This is a genomic window from Gammaproteobacteria bacterium (assembly GCA_013696315.1).
GTDB lineage: Bacteria > Pseudomonadota > Gammaproteobacteria > JACCYU01 > JACCYU01 > JACCYU01.
The window spans coordinates 1-16861 of record JACCYU010000093.1 but is presented as its reverse complement, the minus strand read 5'-3'; the positions used below and the strand labels follow the sequence as shown (position 1 = coordinate 16861).

General features: G+C 60.3%; 12 protein-coding genes, 1 tRNA gene and 4 pseudogenes. 2 read left to right on the top strand and 15 right to left on the bottom strand.

Annotated features, from left to right (window positions below; translation table 11 throughout):
• The coding region (locus H0V34_05470; protein ID MBA2491164.1) for an AAA family ATPase at positions 1–1266 on the top strand (1266 nt) is incomplete at its 5' end.
• A 237-nt stretch (positions 1267–1503) separates the two neighbouring features.
• On the opposite strand, the gene H0V34_05465 is transcribed toward H0V34_05470, so the two are convergent.
• The 6 genes and pseudogenes from H0V34_05465 to moaC all read right to left on the bottom strand — a co-directional run bounded on the left by H0V34_05465 (position 1504) and on the right by moaC (position 6612).
• A tRNA-Phe gene (locus H0V34_05465) sits at positions 1504–1579 on the bottom strand.
• Positions 1580–1836: 257 nt separating this feature from the next.
• Positions 1837–2112 (bottom strand): oxidative damage protection protein, encoded by a 276-nt coding sequence (locus tag H0V34_05460; GenBank protein ID MBA2491163.1) that lies wholly within the window; start codon positions 2110–2112, stop codon positions 1837–1839.
• Positions 2078–3174, bottom strand: a pseudogene (gene mutY, locus H0V34_05455) (A/G-specific adenine glycosylase). Before mutY ends, H0V34_05460 begins: the two are co-directional and overlap by 35 nt.
• Positions 3171–3725 (bottom strand): SRPBCC family protein, encoded by a 555-nt coding sequence (locus H0V34_05450; GenBank protein ID MBA2491162.1) that lies wholly within the window; start codon positions 3723–3725, stop codon positions 3171–3173. The pseudogene mutY and the gene H0V34_05450 overlap by 4 nt, the downstream one beginning before the upstream one ends.
• A 44-nt stretch (positions 3726–3769) precedes the next feature.
• Positions 3770–6106 carry an AsmA family protein gene (locus H0V34_05445; protein MBA2491161.1) on the bottom strand — a complete coding sequence of 779 codons (2337 nt, stop codon included), beginning with the start codon at positions 6104–6106 and terminating at the stop codon, positions 3770–3772.
• Positions 6107–6135: 29 nt separating this feature from the next.
• Entirely contained in the window at positions 6136–6612 is a 477-nt protein-coding gene (gene moaC / locus H0V34_05440) for a cyclic pyranopterin monophosphate synthase MoaC (protein ID MBA2491160.1), read from the bottom strand.
• 100 nt (positions 6613–6712) lie between these two features.
• On the opposite strand from moaC, the gene H0V34_05435 reads away from it, so the two are divergent.
• Positions 6713–6943, top strand: coding sequence for a MoaD/ThiS family protein (locus tag H0V34_05435; protein MBA2491159.1), 231 nt, complete (start codon positions 6713–6715; stop codon positions 6941–6943).
• A 35-nt stretch (positions 6944–6978) separates the two neighbouring features.
• On the opposite strand, the gene H0V34_05430 is transcribed toward H0V34_05435, so the two are convergent.
• The 9 genes and pseudogenes from H0V34_05430 to H0V34_05390 all read right to left on the bottom strand — a co-directional run bounded on the left by H0V34_05430 (position 6979) and on the right by H0V34_05390 (position 16743).
• Positions 6979–7911 carry a DnaJ domain-containing protein gene (locus tag H0V34_05430; protein MBA2491158.1) on the bottom strand — a complete coding sequence of 311 codons (933 nt, stop codon included), beginning with the start codon at positions 7909–7911 and terminating at the stop codon, positions 6979–6981.
• Positions 7912–8020: 109 nt separating this feature from the next.
• On the bottom strand, positions 8021–8467 hold the full coding sequence (locus H0V34_05425; GenBank protein MBA2491157.1) for an Hsp20/alpha crystallin family protein: 447 nt from the start codon (positions 8465–8467) through the stop codon (positions 8021–8023).
• A gap of 217 nt (positions 8468–8684) precedes the next feature.
• Positions 8685–11668, bottom strand: a pseudogene (locus tag H0V34_05420) (type I restriction endonuclease subunit R).
• A gap of 13 nt (positions 11669–11681) precedes the next feature.
• Positions 11682–12725: a macro domain-containing protein gene (locus tag H0V34_05415; protein MBA2491156.1), complete on the bottom strand. Its 1044-nt coding sequence runs from the start codon at positions 12723–12725 to the stop codon at positions 11682–11684.
• 16 nt (positions 12726–12741) lie between these two features.
• Positions 12742–13389, bottom strand: a complete 648-nt coding sequence (locus H0V34_05410) for a DUF4433 domain-containing protein (protein ID MBA2491155.1) — start codon at positions 13387–13389, stop codon at positions 12742–12744.
• Positions 13386–13973 (bottom strand): hypothetical protein, encoded by a 588-nt coding sequence (locus H0V34_05405; protein ID MBA2491154.1) that lies wholly within the window; start codon positions 13971–13973, stop codon positions 13386–13388. The genes H0V34_05410 and H0V34_05405 overlap by 4 nt, the downstream gene beginning before the upstream one ends.
• Before the next feature lie 295 nt (positions 13974–14268).
• A pseudogene (locus tag H0V34_05400) lies at positions 14269–14805 on the bottom strand (restriction endonuclease subunit S).
• Positions 14802–15989, bottom strand: a complete 1188-nt coding sequence (locus tag H0V34_05395; protein ID MBA2491153.1) for a Fic family protein — start codon at positions 15987–15989, stop codon at positions 14802–14804. Before H0V34_05395 ends, H0V34_05400 begins: the two are co-directional and overlap by 4 nt.
• 145 nt (positions 15990–16134) lie before the next feature.
• A pseudogene (locus H0V34_05390) lies at positions 16135–16743 on the bottom strand (SAM-dependent DNA methyltransferase).
• Positions 16744–16861: the final 118 nt, after the last annotated feature.

Sequence of the window (16861 nt, the reverse complement as noted above, 5' to 3'; positions counted from 1 at the left end):
AAGAGCAGGAAACGAGTCACTTTTCGCGCCCAACACTCCCGTCAGCGAACCGATGAACCATCAACACGACTCGAAACCTGCGCTCGCGACGCGAGCCGGCTTCTCAAGTCCGACAGGCTGCTAGCCGCGTTAGTACCTGTTTCGCAGGAGACCGACGCGCTCGCCGGACAACTTGAAGACCGCGTCGAGACGCTGCGGAGCAGTTCGAACGAAGAACAAAAGAAATCCATGACCGCCGAGGTGCAGGAGTTGCGCGCCCGCAAGCTTCTGGCCAAGCATGAAATACAGGTCCTGGCCGAAATCGAGCGCAAGAAGAAAGTGGCTGCCTATGAGCTGTGCCTCAACGATACGAAGACCCAGACCATAACGCAGAAGAGCACGGCCGTGACCAAGACTGCGGTCACGCAGAAACTCAAGAAGAGCTTCCAGGACGAGCTTGGCCGCCTTGCCTTCCGGCACGTCGAAGTCGAGTTGAAGGAAGTCGGCGGGGAACAGGGAATCCTCTATCACAAGCTCATCCTGACGCGGGCGCCGGGTGTCGAACTGCCCAAGGTCGTCAGCGAAGGCGAACAGCGCTGCCTGTCCATCGCCGCTTTCTTTGCCGAACTCAGCACGGCGGATGACCTGTCCGGGATCGTGTTCGATGATCCGGTGTCATCGCTCGATTACAAATGGCGCGAGGGTGTTGCGCGACGGCTTGTCGAGGAGGCGAAGACACGGCAGGTCATCGTCTTTACGCATGACATCGTTTTCTTGTTGCTCCTGAAGCAGTTCTCCGAGGAACTGGGGATAAAGCAGCTCGATCAGCACGTCCGGCAACTCAGCAAGGGCGCGGGCGTCTGCGCGGAGGAATTGCCGTGGGTGGCGCTCAAGGTGGCAAAGCGGATCGGCCATCTGAAGAAACTCCTGCAGCACGCGGAAAAACTGTACCGCGACGAGCACCAGTCGGCCTACGAGAGAGAAGCCAGCCTCATTTACGGTTACTTGCGCGAGGCGTGGGAGCGCGGCCTTGAGGAGGTGCTTCTCGGGGGCGTCGTCGAACGCTACAGACCCGGCGTGCAGACGCAGCAGGTCATCAAGATTGCGGATTTCACGAAGGAAGATTGCCGGGCCCTGGAAGCTGCCATGACGAAATGCTCCAAATGGCTGCCCGGCCATGACCAGGCCGCGGCGGCCAGGGCCGAAATTCCGGAACCGGCTGTTCTCAAGGGTGATATCGATGCGCTGGAGCATTGGGTATCCGGCATTCGCAAACGCCGCACCTGAAGAACATCAGGGAAATTTCCAGATGAGTTAATTCTCGTGAGGTAGCACTTGGGTAGCACTGCCGCACTGCCAATAGAGCCTCGCTGCTTAAATCATTGATTTATGGTGCCGGCGCGGGAATCGAACCTCGGACCTACTGATTACGAACTAGTGATGCTTGCTCAGAGATTTGAGTGGTTACATATTGCTTCCATTAATTCACGAGAGCGATCGACCATTAGCGAAGTTATTGATTTTTGGTGGCCAGGGACAGAATCGAACTGCCGACACGCGGATTTTCAGTCCGCTGCTCTACCGACTGAGCTACCTGGCCTTTGTTTACAGCTTATGCTAGCCATCCCTGGCGAGGCGTGACGTCTTTGCTAACCACCTGCCCAGACATCCTGTCTGGTCGCGCGACCTTTAGTCGCTCGCGCCCGACTGAGACTACCTGGCCATATTAAAGACTAATACATGCCGTCCATGACGACGCAATAACCTTCTATTCTGCACCTGCCTGGTCGCTCGGCCTTAAGCCGGAGTATTAAAGCGACTGCCCGCCACTGCGTCAAGCAAACGCGCAATGCGGCCCTACGCTGCGCTTTCAGGCTTGAATCCCTCCGGCGCTTTCGAGCCCTGGCCGAAGAAGAATTTTTCCATCTCCTCTTCCAGAAATTTGCGCGACTTGGGTTCCATGGGGGTCAGCCGGTATTCGTTTATAAGCATGGTCTGGTGGCTTAGCCACTGCTGCCACGCCTGTTTGGAAACCTGCTCATAGATGCGCTTGCCGAGTTCGCCGGGATAGGTCAGGTAATCCAGACCTTCGGCCTCTTTACCCAGCTTCACGCACTGCACTGTGCGGGCCATCGATGACTCCTTCGTGTGTTGTGATCAGACGTTCGATCAGTTGTTTGATCGGCGCGGCGACGCCGCCGTGCGGAGAGGCGGCATTGTACCAAACCCAGCGCGCACTATCGCCGACGATGCAGGGGCCGTGGGTAATCGCGATCGCCACGGGCTTGATATTCAGATGGAAGTGCGTGAACGTGTGGCGCACTACGGGCCAGTAAACTATTTCCTCAGGCGCCGCGCCGAATACGCACTCGCACAGCGCCGAACACTCACGCTCGTCGCGCACCTCCGGAAAGCTCAGCAGACCGCCCCACACGCCCACCGGCGGCCGTCGTTCCAGCAACACGTCGCCGATGCCTGTACGCACCATGACCATCATGGTTTCACGCACCGGCAGCGGTTTGCGCACGCGCGCCGCGGGCAGTTCGTGCTGGCGGCCGGACTGATAAGCTACGCAGTCGGCCTGCACAGGACATGCGTCGCACTGGGGATTGCGCCGCGCACACACCAGCGCACCCAGATCCATCATCGCCTGCGTATAGTCCGCGCAGCGTCGCGCCGGCATGTGTTGTTCGGCGATCCGCCAAAGTTGACCGGTATTTTGCGACGTGCCCGGCCCGCCTTCGACGCCGCGATGACGCGCCAGCACGCGCCTGACGTTGCCATCCAGAATCGCGTGCGACTCGTTACGGGACAGCGCCAGGATGGCGGCCGCGGTGGAGCGCCCGATGCCGGGCAGGCTGGCGACCGCATCGAATTCGTTCGGGAACTCGCCCGTGTGACGATCGCATATCAGCCCCGCGGCGCGATGCAGATTTCTGGCGCGCGCGTAGTAACCCAGGCCCGACCAGTGGCGCAGAACCTCGTCGAGGGTCGCTTGATCCAGGGTCTCCACGTCCGGGAAGCGCGCCATGAAACGCTGGAAATACGGTACTACCGTCGCGACCTGGGTCTGCTGCAGCATGATCTCCGACACCCACACCCGGTAAGGTGTGGCCGGATGCTGCCACGGCAGGGACTTGCGCCCGTGTGATCGTACCAGGCAAGCACCCGCTCGCTGAAGCGCGCGTCGATCAATGGCCCGGGGCCGCCAGCCGTTCGAGGTTATCCGCCGTTTCCTCCAGATGCGTGCGCAACCGATGCTTGATGAGTAAGGGGCCGATCAGGGGCGGTATCCAGAAATCCGGCTCCATGCGCGCCTCGAACCTGATACGCGTGACTTGTTTCTTCGACTGGAATCGCCAGCGTGCGAGACCGGATTTCATGTCGCTCAAACCCGGCACGATGGTCGCCCGAAACCCGCCCGCGCCATCGCTCGTTACATCCTCTACGCGGGTGATGTCGGCGCAAAGAAACAGGATGCAATCTTTGGTACGCGTGCGCACGCGGGTCGCGTTTTGGTCCGTCGGAGGCAGCACTTCACTCTCGACAATGGCGGAATTGAGCGCGGACAGGTGCGCGTAATCGGTCAGCATCGCGCGCACCGGCGAGAGCGGCGCCGCGACACTAAAGGTCATGGTGATTTTATAGATGCCATCGTGGTGTTCAACATCGAGTTGTTTCACCTCGCTCGCGTGCAGCGACGACACAACTCCGAGCACTGCCAGCGCGCCAGGTAAACAGACCATCTGCGATCGAGGTCAGGCGCCCGCCCCCGCAAGAGATTGCCCGACTAGAAGTTGAACCGGTCCTTTAGCTCCTGCTGTAGCTTTTCCTGAAGATTTTTCTCAAGATCCTGCTGCTTGCCGCCAAGCTCCTCTTTGAGTTTTTGCTGCTGTTCCTGCAACTCCCGCTTGACGGCCTGCTGAGCCTGTTCCTTGATCGCGTCGGTCAGCGCCAGCGAGTAATTCAAATCCGAGAACGGGCCGCCCACCTCGATCGGCACAAAGCGGTTGTCGCGCGGCTTGCCGTTGTCGTTCAGCGCGATATTCAGGGTGTAGTCGACGAGAGACGCCGGCATGTCCACCTTGCCCTGACCCTTGGCGAGTATCTGCGGCGACACCAGCGACAAATTGTTGTTGGACAGCACGCCGCGCACGATATTGGCGCTGCCGGTAAGGCTGGAAAAGCGCGTTTCCGTGGCTGTCGCGGCACCCGGCTGACCCTTGAAGAAAGCGATTACCTTGGCGATGCGCCCGGCGATTTCCGAATTCGAAATGCTGCCCTCCTTAAAGTTAAAGGCCAGATTGCCGTTCAACGCCTGCTTCAGGATCGAGATCCGCCGACCGCGCGTCGCCACGTTCATCGTAAAGCGCGTGGTGCCGGACAGATATTCGTCGCCCGCCAGCGCCATGACCAGCCCGCCCGCCTGCAGGCCGTCGAGTACGCTGTCGAACGCAAACGTGGGGATCTCCTCGCGCACGTCCAGGGTGGCGCTGCCCGTGAGGCCGCCCTGATATAGATTCATGCTCAGGGGCGTGATCTTGATCAGTCCTTCGCGCGCCGTGATGGTCGCCTGCAAATCCGTGAAATTGAGATTCGACACCTTGAGCTTGCCGGCGGTCAGACGCCCATCCACGTGCAGGTCGCGCAGCGCCTCGACCGGCAGTTCGAGTTCATCGCTTTGGCTCGGCGGTCCGGGCTTGCCTTTCGGCGCCGGTTCCTCATCGCTGGCGGGCGCCATGTATCGATCCAGATCGATTGCGTCCAGAGCGGCGGTGAAATGGATCTTAGGATCGGCGAACGACTCCACCGCGCCCTGTCCCGTCAGATGCGTGTCGTCCAGCTGCACGTCTAACGTCGATATCTTCGCGCTGTAGTCGGTGCCGCTGAACGCCAGTTTCAACTTGGCGTTCTCCAGTGCCCTGGGGTCCTGCGTCGGCGGCAATTTCTGCCCCAGCGCCGTCATCAACTGGCGCGGACTGAAAGGATCGCTTGCCAATTCACCCTCAAATTGCGGCTTTGTGTTGAGGCCGCTAGCATTGATCTGGCCCGTCAGGCGCAGACCGGCCGCTTGCACAGTCAACGGTTGCACCTGGGCTGTGCCGGCGCCGAGATCGCCGCTGAACGCAAGTTTGAGCTTCGCGTTTTCGAGCGCCCCGGGATCCGGCGTCGGCGAGAGTTTCTGCCCCAGCGCCGTAAACAACTGTTGCGCGCTCAACACGTCGCCGCTGAGTTCGCCCTGAAATCGCGGCTTGGCATTCAGTCCGCTGGCATTGATCTGGCCCGCCACGCGCAGACCGGCGGCCTCCAGGGTCAGCGGTTGCACCTGGGCCGTGCCGGCTTCGAGATCGGCATCGAGCGTGGTTTCCAGTGTCGCTTCCACGCCGTCTTCGGGCAGCCCTTCGCCAGTGGCGTCCACGCTCAGCTGCAAATCCGCGAGCGCATAACGCTGAGTGTCGGGATTGATCGTCGCCTCGCCCGTTAAACCCACATTCGCGACCACTGCCGGTTTGGCATTGGTGAGCCGCAGCTTTAGGTCAATGTCAAACGGCTCGCCGAAGATGAGCGCGCCGGTGGTGAGATTAATCGGCTCGATGCGTACGTCGGTGCCGGCCTGCGCGTCCCGCCAGCGCACGGCGGCATCTCTCAGCTCCACGCCGCCCAGCTCCAGCAATATATCGCCGCCAGGCTGACCGGGTTCCTGCGTAGGCGCCTTTTCTTCGCCGGGTTCGACCAGGTCTTCCCAGTTACCCACACCTTTGGCGTTACGCTCCAGATTGGCTTCCAGCCCTTCGAGCCGCACCGTGTCCGCGCGCACCTCGCCCCGCAACAGCGGCAGCAACGCCACGCGCACGTCCACGTTTTCCACCTGCGCGAACGGCTCGTCGCCGAAACCCGCCGCATTGCCGACTCTCGCCGCACCCAGTTGGAGACCGAGCCACGGGAAGAACGACAGTTCGATATCCCCCTGCAAGGTCAGCTCGCGACCGGTCGCCTGCTTCGCGGCGTTCTCGATGCGCTGCTTGTAGTCGTTGGGATCGACCGTCGCGACCAGCACCACCGCGCCGATCACGAACACCAGCACCAGCAGCGCGACGCCGATCAGGATACGTTTGAGCCACTTCATCTACATCTCTCCCGTTTATGCCTGCCGCGCTACTCGCGCGACCAGTCGCCGGACCTGCCACCCGATTTCCGTAACAGCCGGATATTCTGAATTGTCATTTCACGGTCAACCGACTTGCACATGTCGTAAACGGTCAACAATGCCACCTGCACCGCCGTCAGCGCTTCCATTTCGACACCCGTGCGACCGCGCGTCTCCACCCGCGCCCGGCAATGCACCAACGCGTGGCAGTGCAACGGCTTGAGATCGACTTCCACCGCGGTCAGGCTCAACGGGTGGCACAACGGCACCAGCTCCGCGGTGCGCTTGGCGCCCATGATGCCCGCAACTCTGGCAATGGCAAGCACGTCGCCTTTCTTGTGGCCGCCGGCCTGGATCAGCTCCAGGGTTTCCGGCCGCATACTGATGCTGCCTTCGGCCACAGCGATGCGGTGCGTGGCGTCCTTGGCGCCCACATCCACCATGCGGGCTTCGCCGCGACGGTTAAAATGCGTCAGTTCACTCATGCCCATCTTTCCCCTCGTCATTTCCGCCCCCCGGCTATTGTGTTTGACCAGTGTTAACATTACGCGCGGAGCCTAACAGAACAGGACGCATAAGGTTAAGATGATCACGATACGATATTTCGCGAGCCTGCGCGAAGCCCTGGGCCGTGACCAGGACAGCGTCGATGCCGCATCGGTCGCGACCGTGCGTGATTGCTGGACACGGGTTAACAATCGCCCGGCCGTTACGCCCGACGTACTCGCCGCGGTAAACATGGAATACGCCGGATTCGAACATCCGGTAAGCGACGGTGACGAAGTCGCTTTTTTCCCGCCGGTTACGGGCGGCTGATATTGGCGTTGTCCACTCGCTGCCAGAGCGAGCGGTCAGCGTAGGTGAGAGCGCGGATCGAACGGTAGTTCCTCCGCCATCCGCCGGTAGAGGTCGCGCGCCGTTTCGGTATTGGCCGGCGGGGTGTGAATCTGGACAATCACCAGCTGATCGCCCGGCGTGCTTCCTGGCAGACCGCGCCCTTTCAGACGGAGTTTGCGCCCGGAACCCGAACCGGCCGGCACCTTGACTTCCACCTTGCCGCCCAAGGTCGGCGCGGTAATCGTCGCGCCCAGCGCCGCTTCCCATGGCGTGACTGGCAAATCCAGCAAAACATCCCTGCCGTCCAGCCGGAAATAGTCGTGCGGGGCGATTTGCACTTCCAGATACAAGTCGCCTGGCGGGCCGCCGCCCATGCCAGGACTGCCCTGACCGGCCAGCCGGACGCGCTGACCTGGTGTGGCGCCGGCGGGCAGCCGCACGTCTAGCGACTTGCCGTTTTCGAAACGCAGACTCTTGGGGGCGCCCTGATAGGCCTCTTCGAGTGTGATTTCGAGGCTCGCCTGCTGGTCCGCGCCAACGGCCTCGAATCCTCGGGCCTCGAAACCGCGCGATCTGGGAGCTTGCGCAAACCCGCCGCCGCCGAACAGCGATTCGAAAAAGTCGCTGAAGCCGCCGCTCCCCGCACCCGGCCCGGATCGGAAGCCGCCCTGGGCATACCCGCGCGCGGGGTCCTGCCAGCCCGGCGGCGGGCGGAAATCCTGTCCGGCGCGCCAGTTGGCGCCGAGTTGATCGTAAGCCCGGCGCTTTTCGGAATCGCGCAGCACTTCGTAGGCCTCGCCCAGCTCCTTGAAACGCGCCTCCGCGTTCGGCTCCTTGCTGACGTCCGGATGATATTTGCGCGCCAGCCGCCGATAGTTCTTCTTTATATCCGCCGTGGTCGCTTTGCGATCCACACCGAGGATCTTGTAATAATCTTTGTATTCCATCCGCCCGGCACCCGCGTGAGGGCTTTCAAAAAGAGCGCCGCGGTAAACGCGGCGCCTGAACTTCAAGACTTGAGTTTGATCGGGGCCGGCATCGTCTGCCGGCGACCGCTCAGTTGCTCACCGTAATTCGGCGCGGCAATACCTTCGCCTGCTTGGGGATGCGGACTTCCAGCACGCCGTTTAGGGATTTGGCCGAAATGTTCTCCGCATCGGCGGTATCCGGCAACAGGAAACGGCGGTAAAACCGGCCGGTCACGCGCTCAACGCGACGATAGTTGTCCTTGTCTTCGGTGGTCTCCGCCTTGCGCTCACCGCGCAGAGTGAGCACACCGTTCTCCATGTCGAGCTCGATGTCCTTGGGATCCACGCCCGGCACGTCCGCGTGCAGAACATAAGCCCCATCCTCTTCCTTGATATCGACCGCTGGCGCCCAAGCCGCTGCCGTCACTTCGCCCGCCGGCGACACACGGTCGTCCAGACCACCAAACACGCGGTCGATGTCGCGCCGCCACTGATTGACCAGATTCCAGGGATCACGATGAATTGTCGCTAACATGATGCACCTCCACGATGCAATGATCTGTTTACATACCGCTGATATGTGGCTGCCTGGATTAAATTCAAGCTCCGCTCAGTATGATAGACAAGATGGTGGCGGGACGGGAAAATTCAAGATGGCGCGCGAATCCAGGCGACGACTTTCCGCATGCAGTTTGGTGTGACGGATTCCCCGCCGTCGGCTAGCACCTGCAGTCCAAGAAGCCGCCAGGCGGCTAGTCGTAGGTCATGGCGAATACGGAGTCGGCCGGCCAGCGGCGGAACGCCTGATTGTCCATAAACTGCTTGAACAACTCAGTGTCGTCTTTGAGCACCGCGGTCATCACGCGCGCGAGCGCCTTGTCGTGCTCGATGCGGGCGTTTTCCTTGTCGGAGTTTCTTTCTTGCGTTTTGATACGCAGTGTCGGCCGACACCTTGGCTGGAATTTCCTCCGCGATCAACCTTTGCACCCGATCCTCGTCGCTCCACTCGATGTTGCCGAAGTGATCGTTAAAGGTCTTCAGAATGTTCGTCAGCCGATCCAGCTCGGCCTCTGGTTTGCGGCCGCCGCCCTCCACCGGCAACGGGCCGATCTCGGCATCGGCGTCCGGCAGCTGAATGCGTGAAGCGGCTTTGTCCATGTCGATGGCTTCCAGAATCCCCTTCGACAAATCTTCCTCCTTTGGCGCGGGCAGCTTCGGGATCAGGAACGTCAGGTATATCGACAGCTTCTCCCGCTGCGTTGGTGTAGGGGAGTATCGCCGCGAGAAAGCTGTAGGTACGCGTGAAGGTCTTGGCCTTGCCCTTGAAGTCCACCTTGCCCATCTTCATCCAGGACATCTTTATATGTCGCCACGCAGGCGTCGAGGATCGGATCGAGCTTGTCCCGGCCGGCGCCGTCGAGGTACAAGGCCACCAAGGCTTCGACCTGCTCTGGCACATAAACCTGATGCGCATCCAGGTCGGCCTTCAGGTCGTGCAATTTGTTGGAGTCGGTCTCTTCGCTGAGGAGGGTCGTGCGGTAATACGGCCCGAATGATCCCTCAATCGTCCTGGCGTCGTTCATGAAATCCAGTACGAACACGTCGTGCTTCTGCGGATGCGCGCGATTGAGCCGCGAGAGCGTCTGCACCGCCTTGACGCCGGCAAGCGGCTTGTCCACTACATCGTGTGCAGCAGCGGTTCGTCGTAACCGGTCTGAAACTTGTCCGCGCAGATGAGAAAACGGTACGGATCTTCCTTGATCTTGTCCGCGATCATGCTGCTGGCGAATCCGTTCAAAGAGGACTCGGTTACCTTCGCGCCGCCGTACTCATGCTCGCCGGAGAAGGCTACGATGGCCTGATGGGCGCTCTTGCGCTCCCGCAGGTAATCGCGGATCGCGTTGAAATACTGGATGGCTCGCTCGATCCCGCCGGTCACCACCATCGCCCGCGCCTGGCCGCCGATCTTCTGGAGCGCGACCACCTGCTCGTGGAAGTGATCGACCATGATCTCGGCCTTCAAGCGGACGGCGTGGTCGTGGCTTTCGACGTAGCGTCGTAGTTTCTTCTTCACGCGCTTGGTGTCGAACTCCGGATCATCCTCCACCGTCTTCACGAGCCGGTAATAGCTGTTTACCGGCGTATAGCTCTTCAGAACGTCGAGGATAAAACCCTCCTCGATCGCTTGTTTCATGGTGTAGCTGTGAAACGGCCGATGCTTGATTCCCTCCTCCGCTCGCGGGGGAGGGCCAGGGCGGGGGTCTCCAAATATCTCCAGCGTCTTGTTCTTAGGTGTCTCGGTGAACGCAAAGTAACTCGCGTTCGGCAGCAACTTGCGGGCCTCCATGATTCGATTGATCCTGTCCTCGTCAGTCTCATCCTCGGCTTCCGCGCCGGATTGCGATAATGCCGTGCTCATGGCCGCCGAGGTGCGCCCGCTCTGGCTGGAGTGCGCCTCGTCGATGACGATCGCGAACGCGCGTCCGCGGTGCTCGTCGCCGATCTCGTTCAGGATGAACGGGAACTTCTGCACCGTGGAGATGATGATCTTCTTGCCGCTCTGGATGAATTTTCTCAGATCACCGGAATGCTCGGCGTGCCCGACCGTAGCGCCAACATGCGTGAACTGCTTGATGGTGTCTCGAATCTGCTTATCCAGAATACGCCGGTCCGTCACGACGATGATCGAGTCGAACACGCACCGGCCGTCGTAGTTCAGGCCGATGAGCTGGGTGTGCGATCCACGCGATGGAGTTCGATTTGCCGCTGCCCGCCGAGTGCTGGATGAGATAGCGCTTGCCGGCACCGTGCTCGCTGACATCGGCGAGCAGCTTGCGCACCACGTCGAGCTGGTGGTAGCGCGGAAATACCTGGACGCGCTTCTTCTTGCCCGTCTTCGCGTCCTTGAACTCGACGATCTGCGCGTAGTCTCGATGACGTCCGTCAGCCCGCGCGGCGTGAGGATACGCTTCCACAGGTAATCGGTCTTCAAGCCTTGCGGGTCCGGCGGATTTCCCGCGCCATCGTTCCAGCCCTGATTGAATGGCAGGAACCACGACGCCTTCCCTTTCAGATGCGTGCACATCCGTACCTCGTGGTCATCGACCGCGAAATGGACCATGCAGCGCCCGAACTCGAACAGCAGCTCGCGCGGGTCGCGATCGCGCCGGTATTGCTGGATCGCGTCCTCGACCGTTTGCTTGGTCAGGCTGTTCTTGAGTTCAAACGTGGCGACGGGCAAACCGTTGATAAACAGGCAGAGGTCCAGCGCGAGGCTTGTTTCATCCCGGCTGTAACGGAGTTGCCGTGTGACGCTGAAGCGGTTGGCGGCGAAGCGCTCGATGGCGGCCGGGTTGCCGAGCGAAGGCGTGCCGTAGAAGAGATCCAGTGAGACCGGGCGGTGATGGATACCTCGGCGGATCACATTAATCACGCCCCGCTTGCTGATCTCCACTTGCAGACGCGCGAGAAACTGCCGGCGCGTTGGGCTGTCGTTTGCAAGATCGAGCGACGCCGCTGCGTTTTCTTGCGTAGTGATTAGAAAAGCCGTCAACTGCACCAGATCGACCGCGTGCTCGCGGTTGTAATCGGCGGCATCGCCCAGCAACCAACCGGAGCCGCCGTGCGACGAAGCTTCGCGTACGGCGTCGTTCTTCATCGGCGTTCCCGCCGCGCGACCCGTCATCGCCGCGACGATCAGGCTTTCGATGCCTTTCTCGCTGGTGTCGCTGGTCATCCTATTAGTTCTTTTAATGCTTTTCTCGCCAGCCGTTATCTATCAGCCGATCAAGCGCAATGCCGATCTGGGTAGGAGAAAACTGGCGCTTACGATCGCCCCATGCATACGTCGCGGCCACGACTTCTTCACGTGAGTCGGCGTGTTCCTTGGAAACTACCCAATGAACCGTAGTCAATAACTCCAAGCCGAATGATGTCTCAAAGCCTTGCACGAGCTCAGCAACTCGATCGAAGCGACTGTGCGTACCATCGTGGGCCTCAAGAAAGACGCCTGCGTCCGATACCGCGCCCGGCACCAGAAAAAGCTGATTGTCCGGCTGATCGCCGCCATCGGCATAGCCGGTAATGAGGTGACCTTCGGCCTCGCGCAAAACATGTCTCAGGTTCTCCGCATAGGGACCATATGGCCCTTTTACGTAGCGCAGTCGTAATGGCTCCCCCGCTTCCTGCAGGAAGTACATCAACTTGTGTACCTCGAGCAGGGTGATGAACGGGTCCATCAAACCATCGAGATAGCGCCGCATCAGCCCCACTAAGGCCGCGCGCCCTGGTGTCATTCTGGGCACTTCCCGGGATCGATTTGCTTTCGTATCCGCGGGACCACCTCCGGGTTCGAAGACCCGTACTTCTACCTCTGGGAGACCTTCCATGGCGTGCTCGATCAGCGGTCTAACCTCTGACCAATCCAAACCACCCAGCCCACTACCCAACGGAGGAATAGCGACGGAACGGATTCGGCGCTCACGGATTTCGGTCACCAGCGCGTCCAGCCCTGCGCGAATGTCCTCGATCCGGCTTTTGCCGCGCCAATGGCGCTTGGTTGGAAAGTTGATGATATAGCGCGGCCACGTCAGATCACCGGTATCGAACACGAACATCCGGCCCGGCTGAACCTCCCCGCGCTTGCAGGCCGCCGCGTAGGCTTTGAAATTAGCTGGAAAGGTATTTCTGAACTGCAGCGCTATCCCGCGTCCCATAATCCCGACGCAGTTGACGGTGTTAATCAGCGCCTCGGCTTCGGCGCGCAGAATGTCGCCTTGCTCGAATCTAATCATGGCTCTCTCTTACAACTTAATAATACCATCGCCGCTGCACCTCGATGATGGGCCGATGCGCTGTCTGCATCAATACCCGCGACACGCGCTGCTGAACCGCACCGGAATGTACCCCAATACGCCGAACCAAGGTCCATGGAAAGAATCCGTGCACTAGGAGTTCTGCCTGCTTTGCTTCCTTGATCTGCTGGTCACGAAAATCGGTCGCCATCACGGCCGGCCAATTGACCTCGTCGAGCTGGTCCCGCTCATGACGAAACTCCGTGTAGACCGCTCCCGCGTTTGAGAGGCTGAACGCCCAACGCCGGGCTTCTGATTCTGCCCAGTCGATCGTCTCATGCAGATCTGCCTCCAAGTGCAGTATCGGCCCCTGCCCGTCGCGATTAGCCAACTCGGGGTGATTGGCGCAGTGGATCAGGAACAGCATGATCGAGCGTGGGCAGAAGTAGAAAGGCACGTAATCGCCCACGCGGTCGCCGGGATGGCATTCCACCGGCAGACCGAGCCGACGCTGCTTAATGCCGCCCATGCCGATGGAGGCTGCCGGCCCGCCCCGTGCGATTAATTCTGCATCCGACCACAGACCACCGTCGGCCAGGATGGACGGCAAATTGTCCACATGGGTAATGTGATAGATCTTGGGTTGAGCAGGTGGCGGACTCACACCTCGGCCTCGTCAGGTGCGGCGTCGAGATTAATATCCTCAGGTTCCTCGCCCTCGACCAAGGCATCAACTCCGTCGAGCGAGTCCATGTCACTGGGTTCATCGGGCAGGCTCGCCGCCGCCTCGCGCACGTCGAGCTTGCCGGTGACCACGTCGGCGATCAGGCGGGCGCGGTACTCGCGGAGGAGGGAGATTTCGCTTCCTGCAAGCGACGCACCGGTTTGAATTTCGGCCGTTGCAATTCGAATGTAGTCGATGATTACATCTCGCTCTTCACGAGGCGGGACCGGTAAACGGATGTCGTACAAGTCGTCGGTGTAAAGGCGCCAGAAGCCCTCGACGATTCCCTTGGCCCTTATTCGAAGCTCGATGCGACAAGCCGGCGATCGAAGCACCTGTTCGTAGTATTCAGCACTCCCTTGTTCAATATGCCGCAGGACGGTGTAGTCCGGGCTAGTTACGCCTGCATATTGCGAAAGCGCAAACACGCCAAGGTGAGCTTTGAGTCGATTCAGAACGAGGTCACCAACCTCACACAGCTTACCCCCAGCATAGCTCTCCGACACCAGTGTTCTGTTTTTCACAAGGTGGCTAGGCACTAGTCCCAGGCGCTGACTCATTGATAGATGCTCTTCTGAACCATCAGCGGATCGCCGATCAACTTCACGGAAGAGATAACGACAAGGCTTCACCTCCCAATGCGCCGGCACGTCGCCCAGCCACTCCACGCCGGAGGGCTTGAGCGGGACAAGGGGATCGAGACCGCGGGTGACGGCGCGATGAATGATGGCCTTCTTCTGCTCCTCCAGTAGTTTGATCAGTTTCTGCTTCGCGCGAATTGTACCGCCCGATCCGCCGGTCGGCGTGGTCGAGGAAGCGCACGATGGCTGCTTGTTCTCCGCTTGGTGGAACGGCAACGTGAAAAGAAGCGAGGCGGCTCTCGGCGATTGCGGGATAGGCAATCCCAAACGAATGAGCTGTAACGCGATCAGTGAAGGCGTTGCTTTGAGCCACATAGCTTACGTACTTGGAAATGGTTCCGGTACGTGGCGTCAGGACAGCGAAGCCGGGGGAGCAAATTAAGTTACCAGGCTCTTCTCCTACGAAATAGACTGCCTTGAGGTATGTTCGCACGGTGGCGACTATGGTGTCACCTGATCGAACCACGCGCCGTGCTCGTGAAGGAGCCGTTGCGAAGCGCAGCATCTGCGGTTGCTGGATCAACTCGCCTGTATTCACTGCACCGATGTCGATGTATGCGAACTCGTAGTCGGGTGCAGTGGTTTCCGGAAGGGCTGCGGCATTCATTTTGACCCAACGCTTGAGAGGCTTAATCTCCCAATGCTCCGGCACTTCCCCCAGCCAGGTCCCGCCGGAGTCCTTGTACGCGGGATAGGGCTTGAGGTCGCGGATCATGCGCCAGTCTCCTCGTCGTCCTCGCTGAACAAGCGCACATAAGGTTCGTAGCGGAAGCGGCGATGGCGCGCGTTGCCCGTGAATTCGCTGAGCACGCCGAGTTCCGCCATGCGCGCAACGAGCTGGTTGGCGGCGGGATAAGTCGTGTGGATCAGCGCCTGCACCTCGGCGACGGAGACGATGGGATGCTTGTAAAGCATTTCCAGCACCCTGTGGCCATTGCCGGCGGCACGCCCCAGCTCCTCGGTGATGCGTCCGCGATGCTCTTCTCGCAGCGCCAGAATGCGCCGGGCGGTGTCGGTGGCCTGGGCGCTGACTTCGGCCACGCCGCGCAGAAAGAACCCAAGCCAGCCCTCCCAGTCGCCGGCGTCGCGCACGGCCTGCAGGCGTTCGTAATAAGCCTGACGGTGGCGCTTGAAGTAGTGCGAAAGATACAGCACCGGCTTATGCAGCACTTCGCGTTCGCACAGCAGAAAGGCGATGAGCAGGCGGCCAATACGACCATTGCCGTCCAAGAACGGATGGATGGTTTCGAACTGCGCATGAGCGAGCCCGATCTTGATCAGCAGCGGAAGCTCATCCTGCCGGTGCAGGAAACGCTCCAGATCACTTAAGGCTTCCGGCACCGACTCGGGCGGCGGTGGCACGAAGCTGGCTTCGGCAAGCGTGCAACCGCCCGGGCCGACCCAGTTCTGGCTACGCCGCAGTTCGCCCGGCGTCAGGCGGCTGCCTCTGACGCCGTGGAGCAATCGTTCGTGAATCTCACGAATCAGCCTTACCGAGACCGGCAGTTCCGCAAGCCGCGACAGGCCATGATTCATGGCGTTTACATAGTTGACGACTTCGTCCACGTCACGCGGACGCGACGCGGGCGCGAGAACCTCGGCCTCGGCGGCCAGCAAGTCCTGTAACGAGCTTTGAGTGCCCTCGATCTGGCTGGAAAGCACGGCTTCCTTGCGTACGTACATGAAGACGAACAGGTCCGGGTTCGGTAGTGTCTGCACTGAACCATCCAGTCGGCCGAGAGCGCGATCGGCGCGGGATAGGAGCACTTGCAACTCGCCCGCCAGACGCACGGCCGGGTGCGGCGGCAGCGGCGTAGGGATGAACGCACGGTACCCGGATAGCTGGCGCTGATAAGTTCCCGCCCGAGCCTGGGGCGAAGATGCGTTTTCGGGCGTCATACTGTAAATGCTGCCGTAATCATGAAGGGACAGAGGCGCTGTGTGAAAGCCTGCGTTTAACATAGCTCTTTTCGGCTGCGCTAGTAAAGCCAGCCTTTAGTATACGAGCCGCATTGCACCATGCTATCGCCAGCCTTGCTTATGTTTATCGTCCTGCCTCCCCGATGATCTCGGTAAGCAATCCCTCGGTCTCCTGCTCCAGCGCCAGAATGTCGGCGCGGATTTCTTCGAGCGTACGTAGGGGCTGTGGTTTGTAGAAGTAGCGGTTGAAGCTGATTTCGTAGCCAATTCTGATGCCGGCTTCTTCGTACCAGGCGTCGGGTGCGTGCGGCAGTACTTCGCGTTTTATGAAAGCCTCGATGCCGCCAGGTTCCAGCAGCGGCACCTGCTCGGTATCGCGCAGTTCTGAATCAGGTTCGTATTCGACCACGCATGGCTTGCCGTCGATGGTGGCCTCGAAAAGGCCGCGCAGCGGGTCGGGCCTGGCTTTGCCGGGCTTGTGTATCTTCTTGATGACCGGCGGCGCGGACTCGTCAATCTTGCCCTCGGCCTTGAGCGCCTTGATCTCTTTCGGCGCGCGAGCCCGGTTCGGATCGACGCCGCGCAGGCGCAGCGGCCGCTCGATGGTGACTTTCCAATAGCCGAAAGCGGCGTTGGGGAAGATCTTGGACTGCTCAGATTCCTTGAAATCAATAAACGTCTCGCAGATGCGGGCGATGTCCTCTTCGGACAACTCGCAGTTCTTTTTGCCTAGCAGCCTGTCGGACTTTCGCAGGTTTATCCGACGTGGATTTGTACGAAGATAGCGGAGCCACAGTAGCGAGGGGAAGCGATGACACGATTTATCACGATTGACCGCGATACGGCGTATC

Bases quoted from the DNA above. Each gene is read 5' to 3' on its own strand.
- H0V34_05460 (MBA2491163.1), bottom strand. From the start codon at position 2,112: ATGGCCCGCACAGTGCAGTGCGTGAAGCTGGGTAAAGAGGCCGAAGGT.
- H0V34_05450 (MBA2491162.1), bottom strand. From the start codon at position 3,725: ATGGTCTGTTTACCTGGCGCGCTGGCAGTGCTCGGAGTTGTGTCGTCG.
- H0V34_05445 (MBA2491161.1), bottom strand. From the start codon at position 6,106: ATGAAGTGGCTCAAACGTATCCTGATCGGCGTCGCGCTGCTGGTGCTG.
- moaC (MBA2491160.1), bottom strand. From the start codon at position 6,612: ATGAGTGAACTGACGCATTTTAACCGTCGCGGCGAAGCCCGCATGGTG.
- H0V34_05435 (MBA2491159.1), top strand. From the start codon at position 6,713: ATGATCACGATACGATATTTCGCGAGCCTGCGCGAAGCCCTGGGCCGT.
- H0V34_05430 (MBA2491158.1), bottom strand. From the start codon at position 7,911: ATGGAATACAAAGATTATTACAAGATCCTCGGTGTGGATCGCAAAGCG.
- H0V34_05425 (MBA2491157.1), bottom strand. From the start codon at position 8,467: ATGTTAGCGACAATTCATCGTGATCCCTGGAATCTGGTCAATCAGTGG.
- H0V34_05415 (MBA2491156.1), bottom strand. From the start codon at position 12,725: ATGATTAGATTCGAGCAAGGCGACATTCTGCGCGCCGAAGCCGAGGCG.
- H0V34_05395 (MBA2491153.1), bottom strand. From the start codon at position 15,989: ATGACGCCCGAAAACGCATCTTCGCCCCAGGCTCGGGCGGGAACTTAT.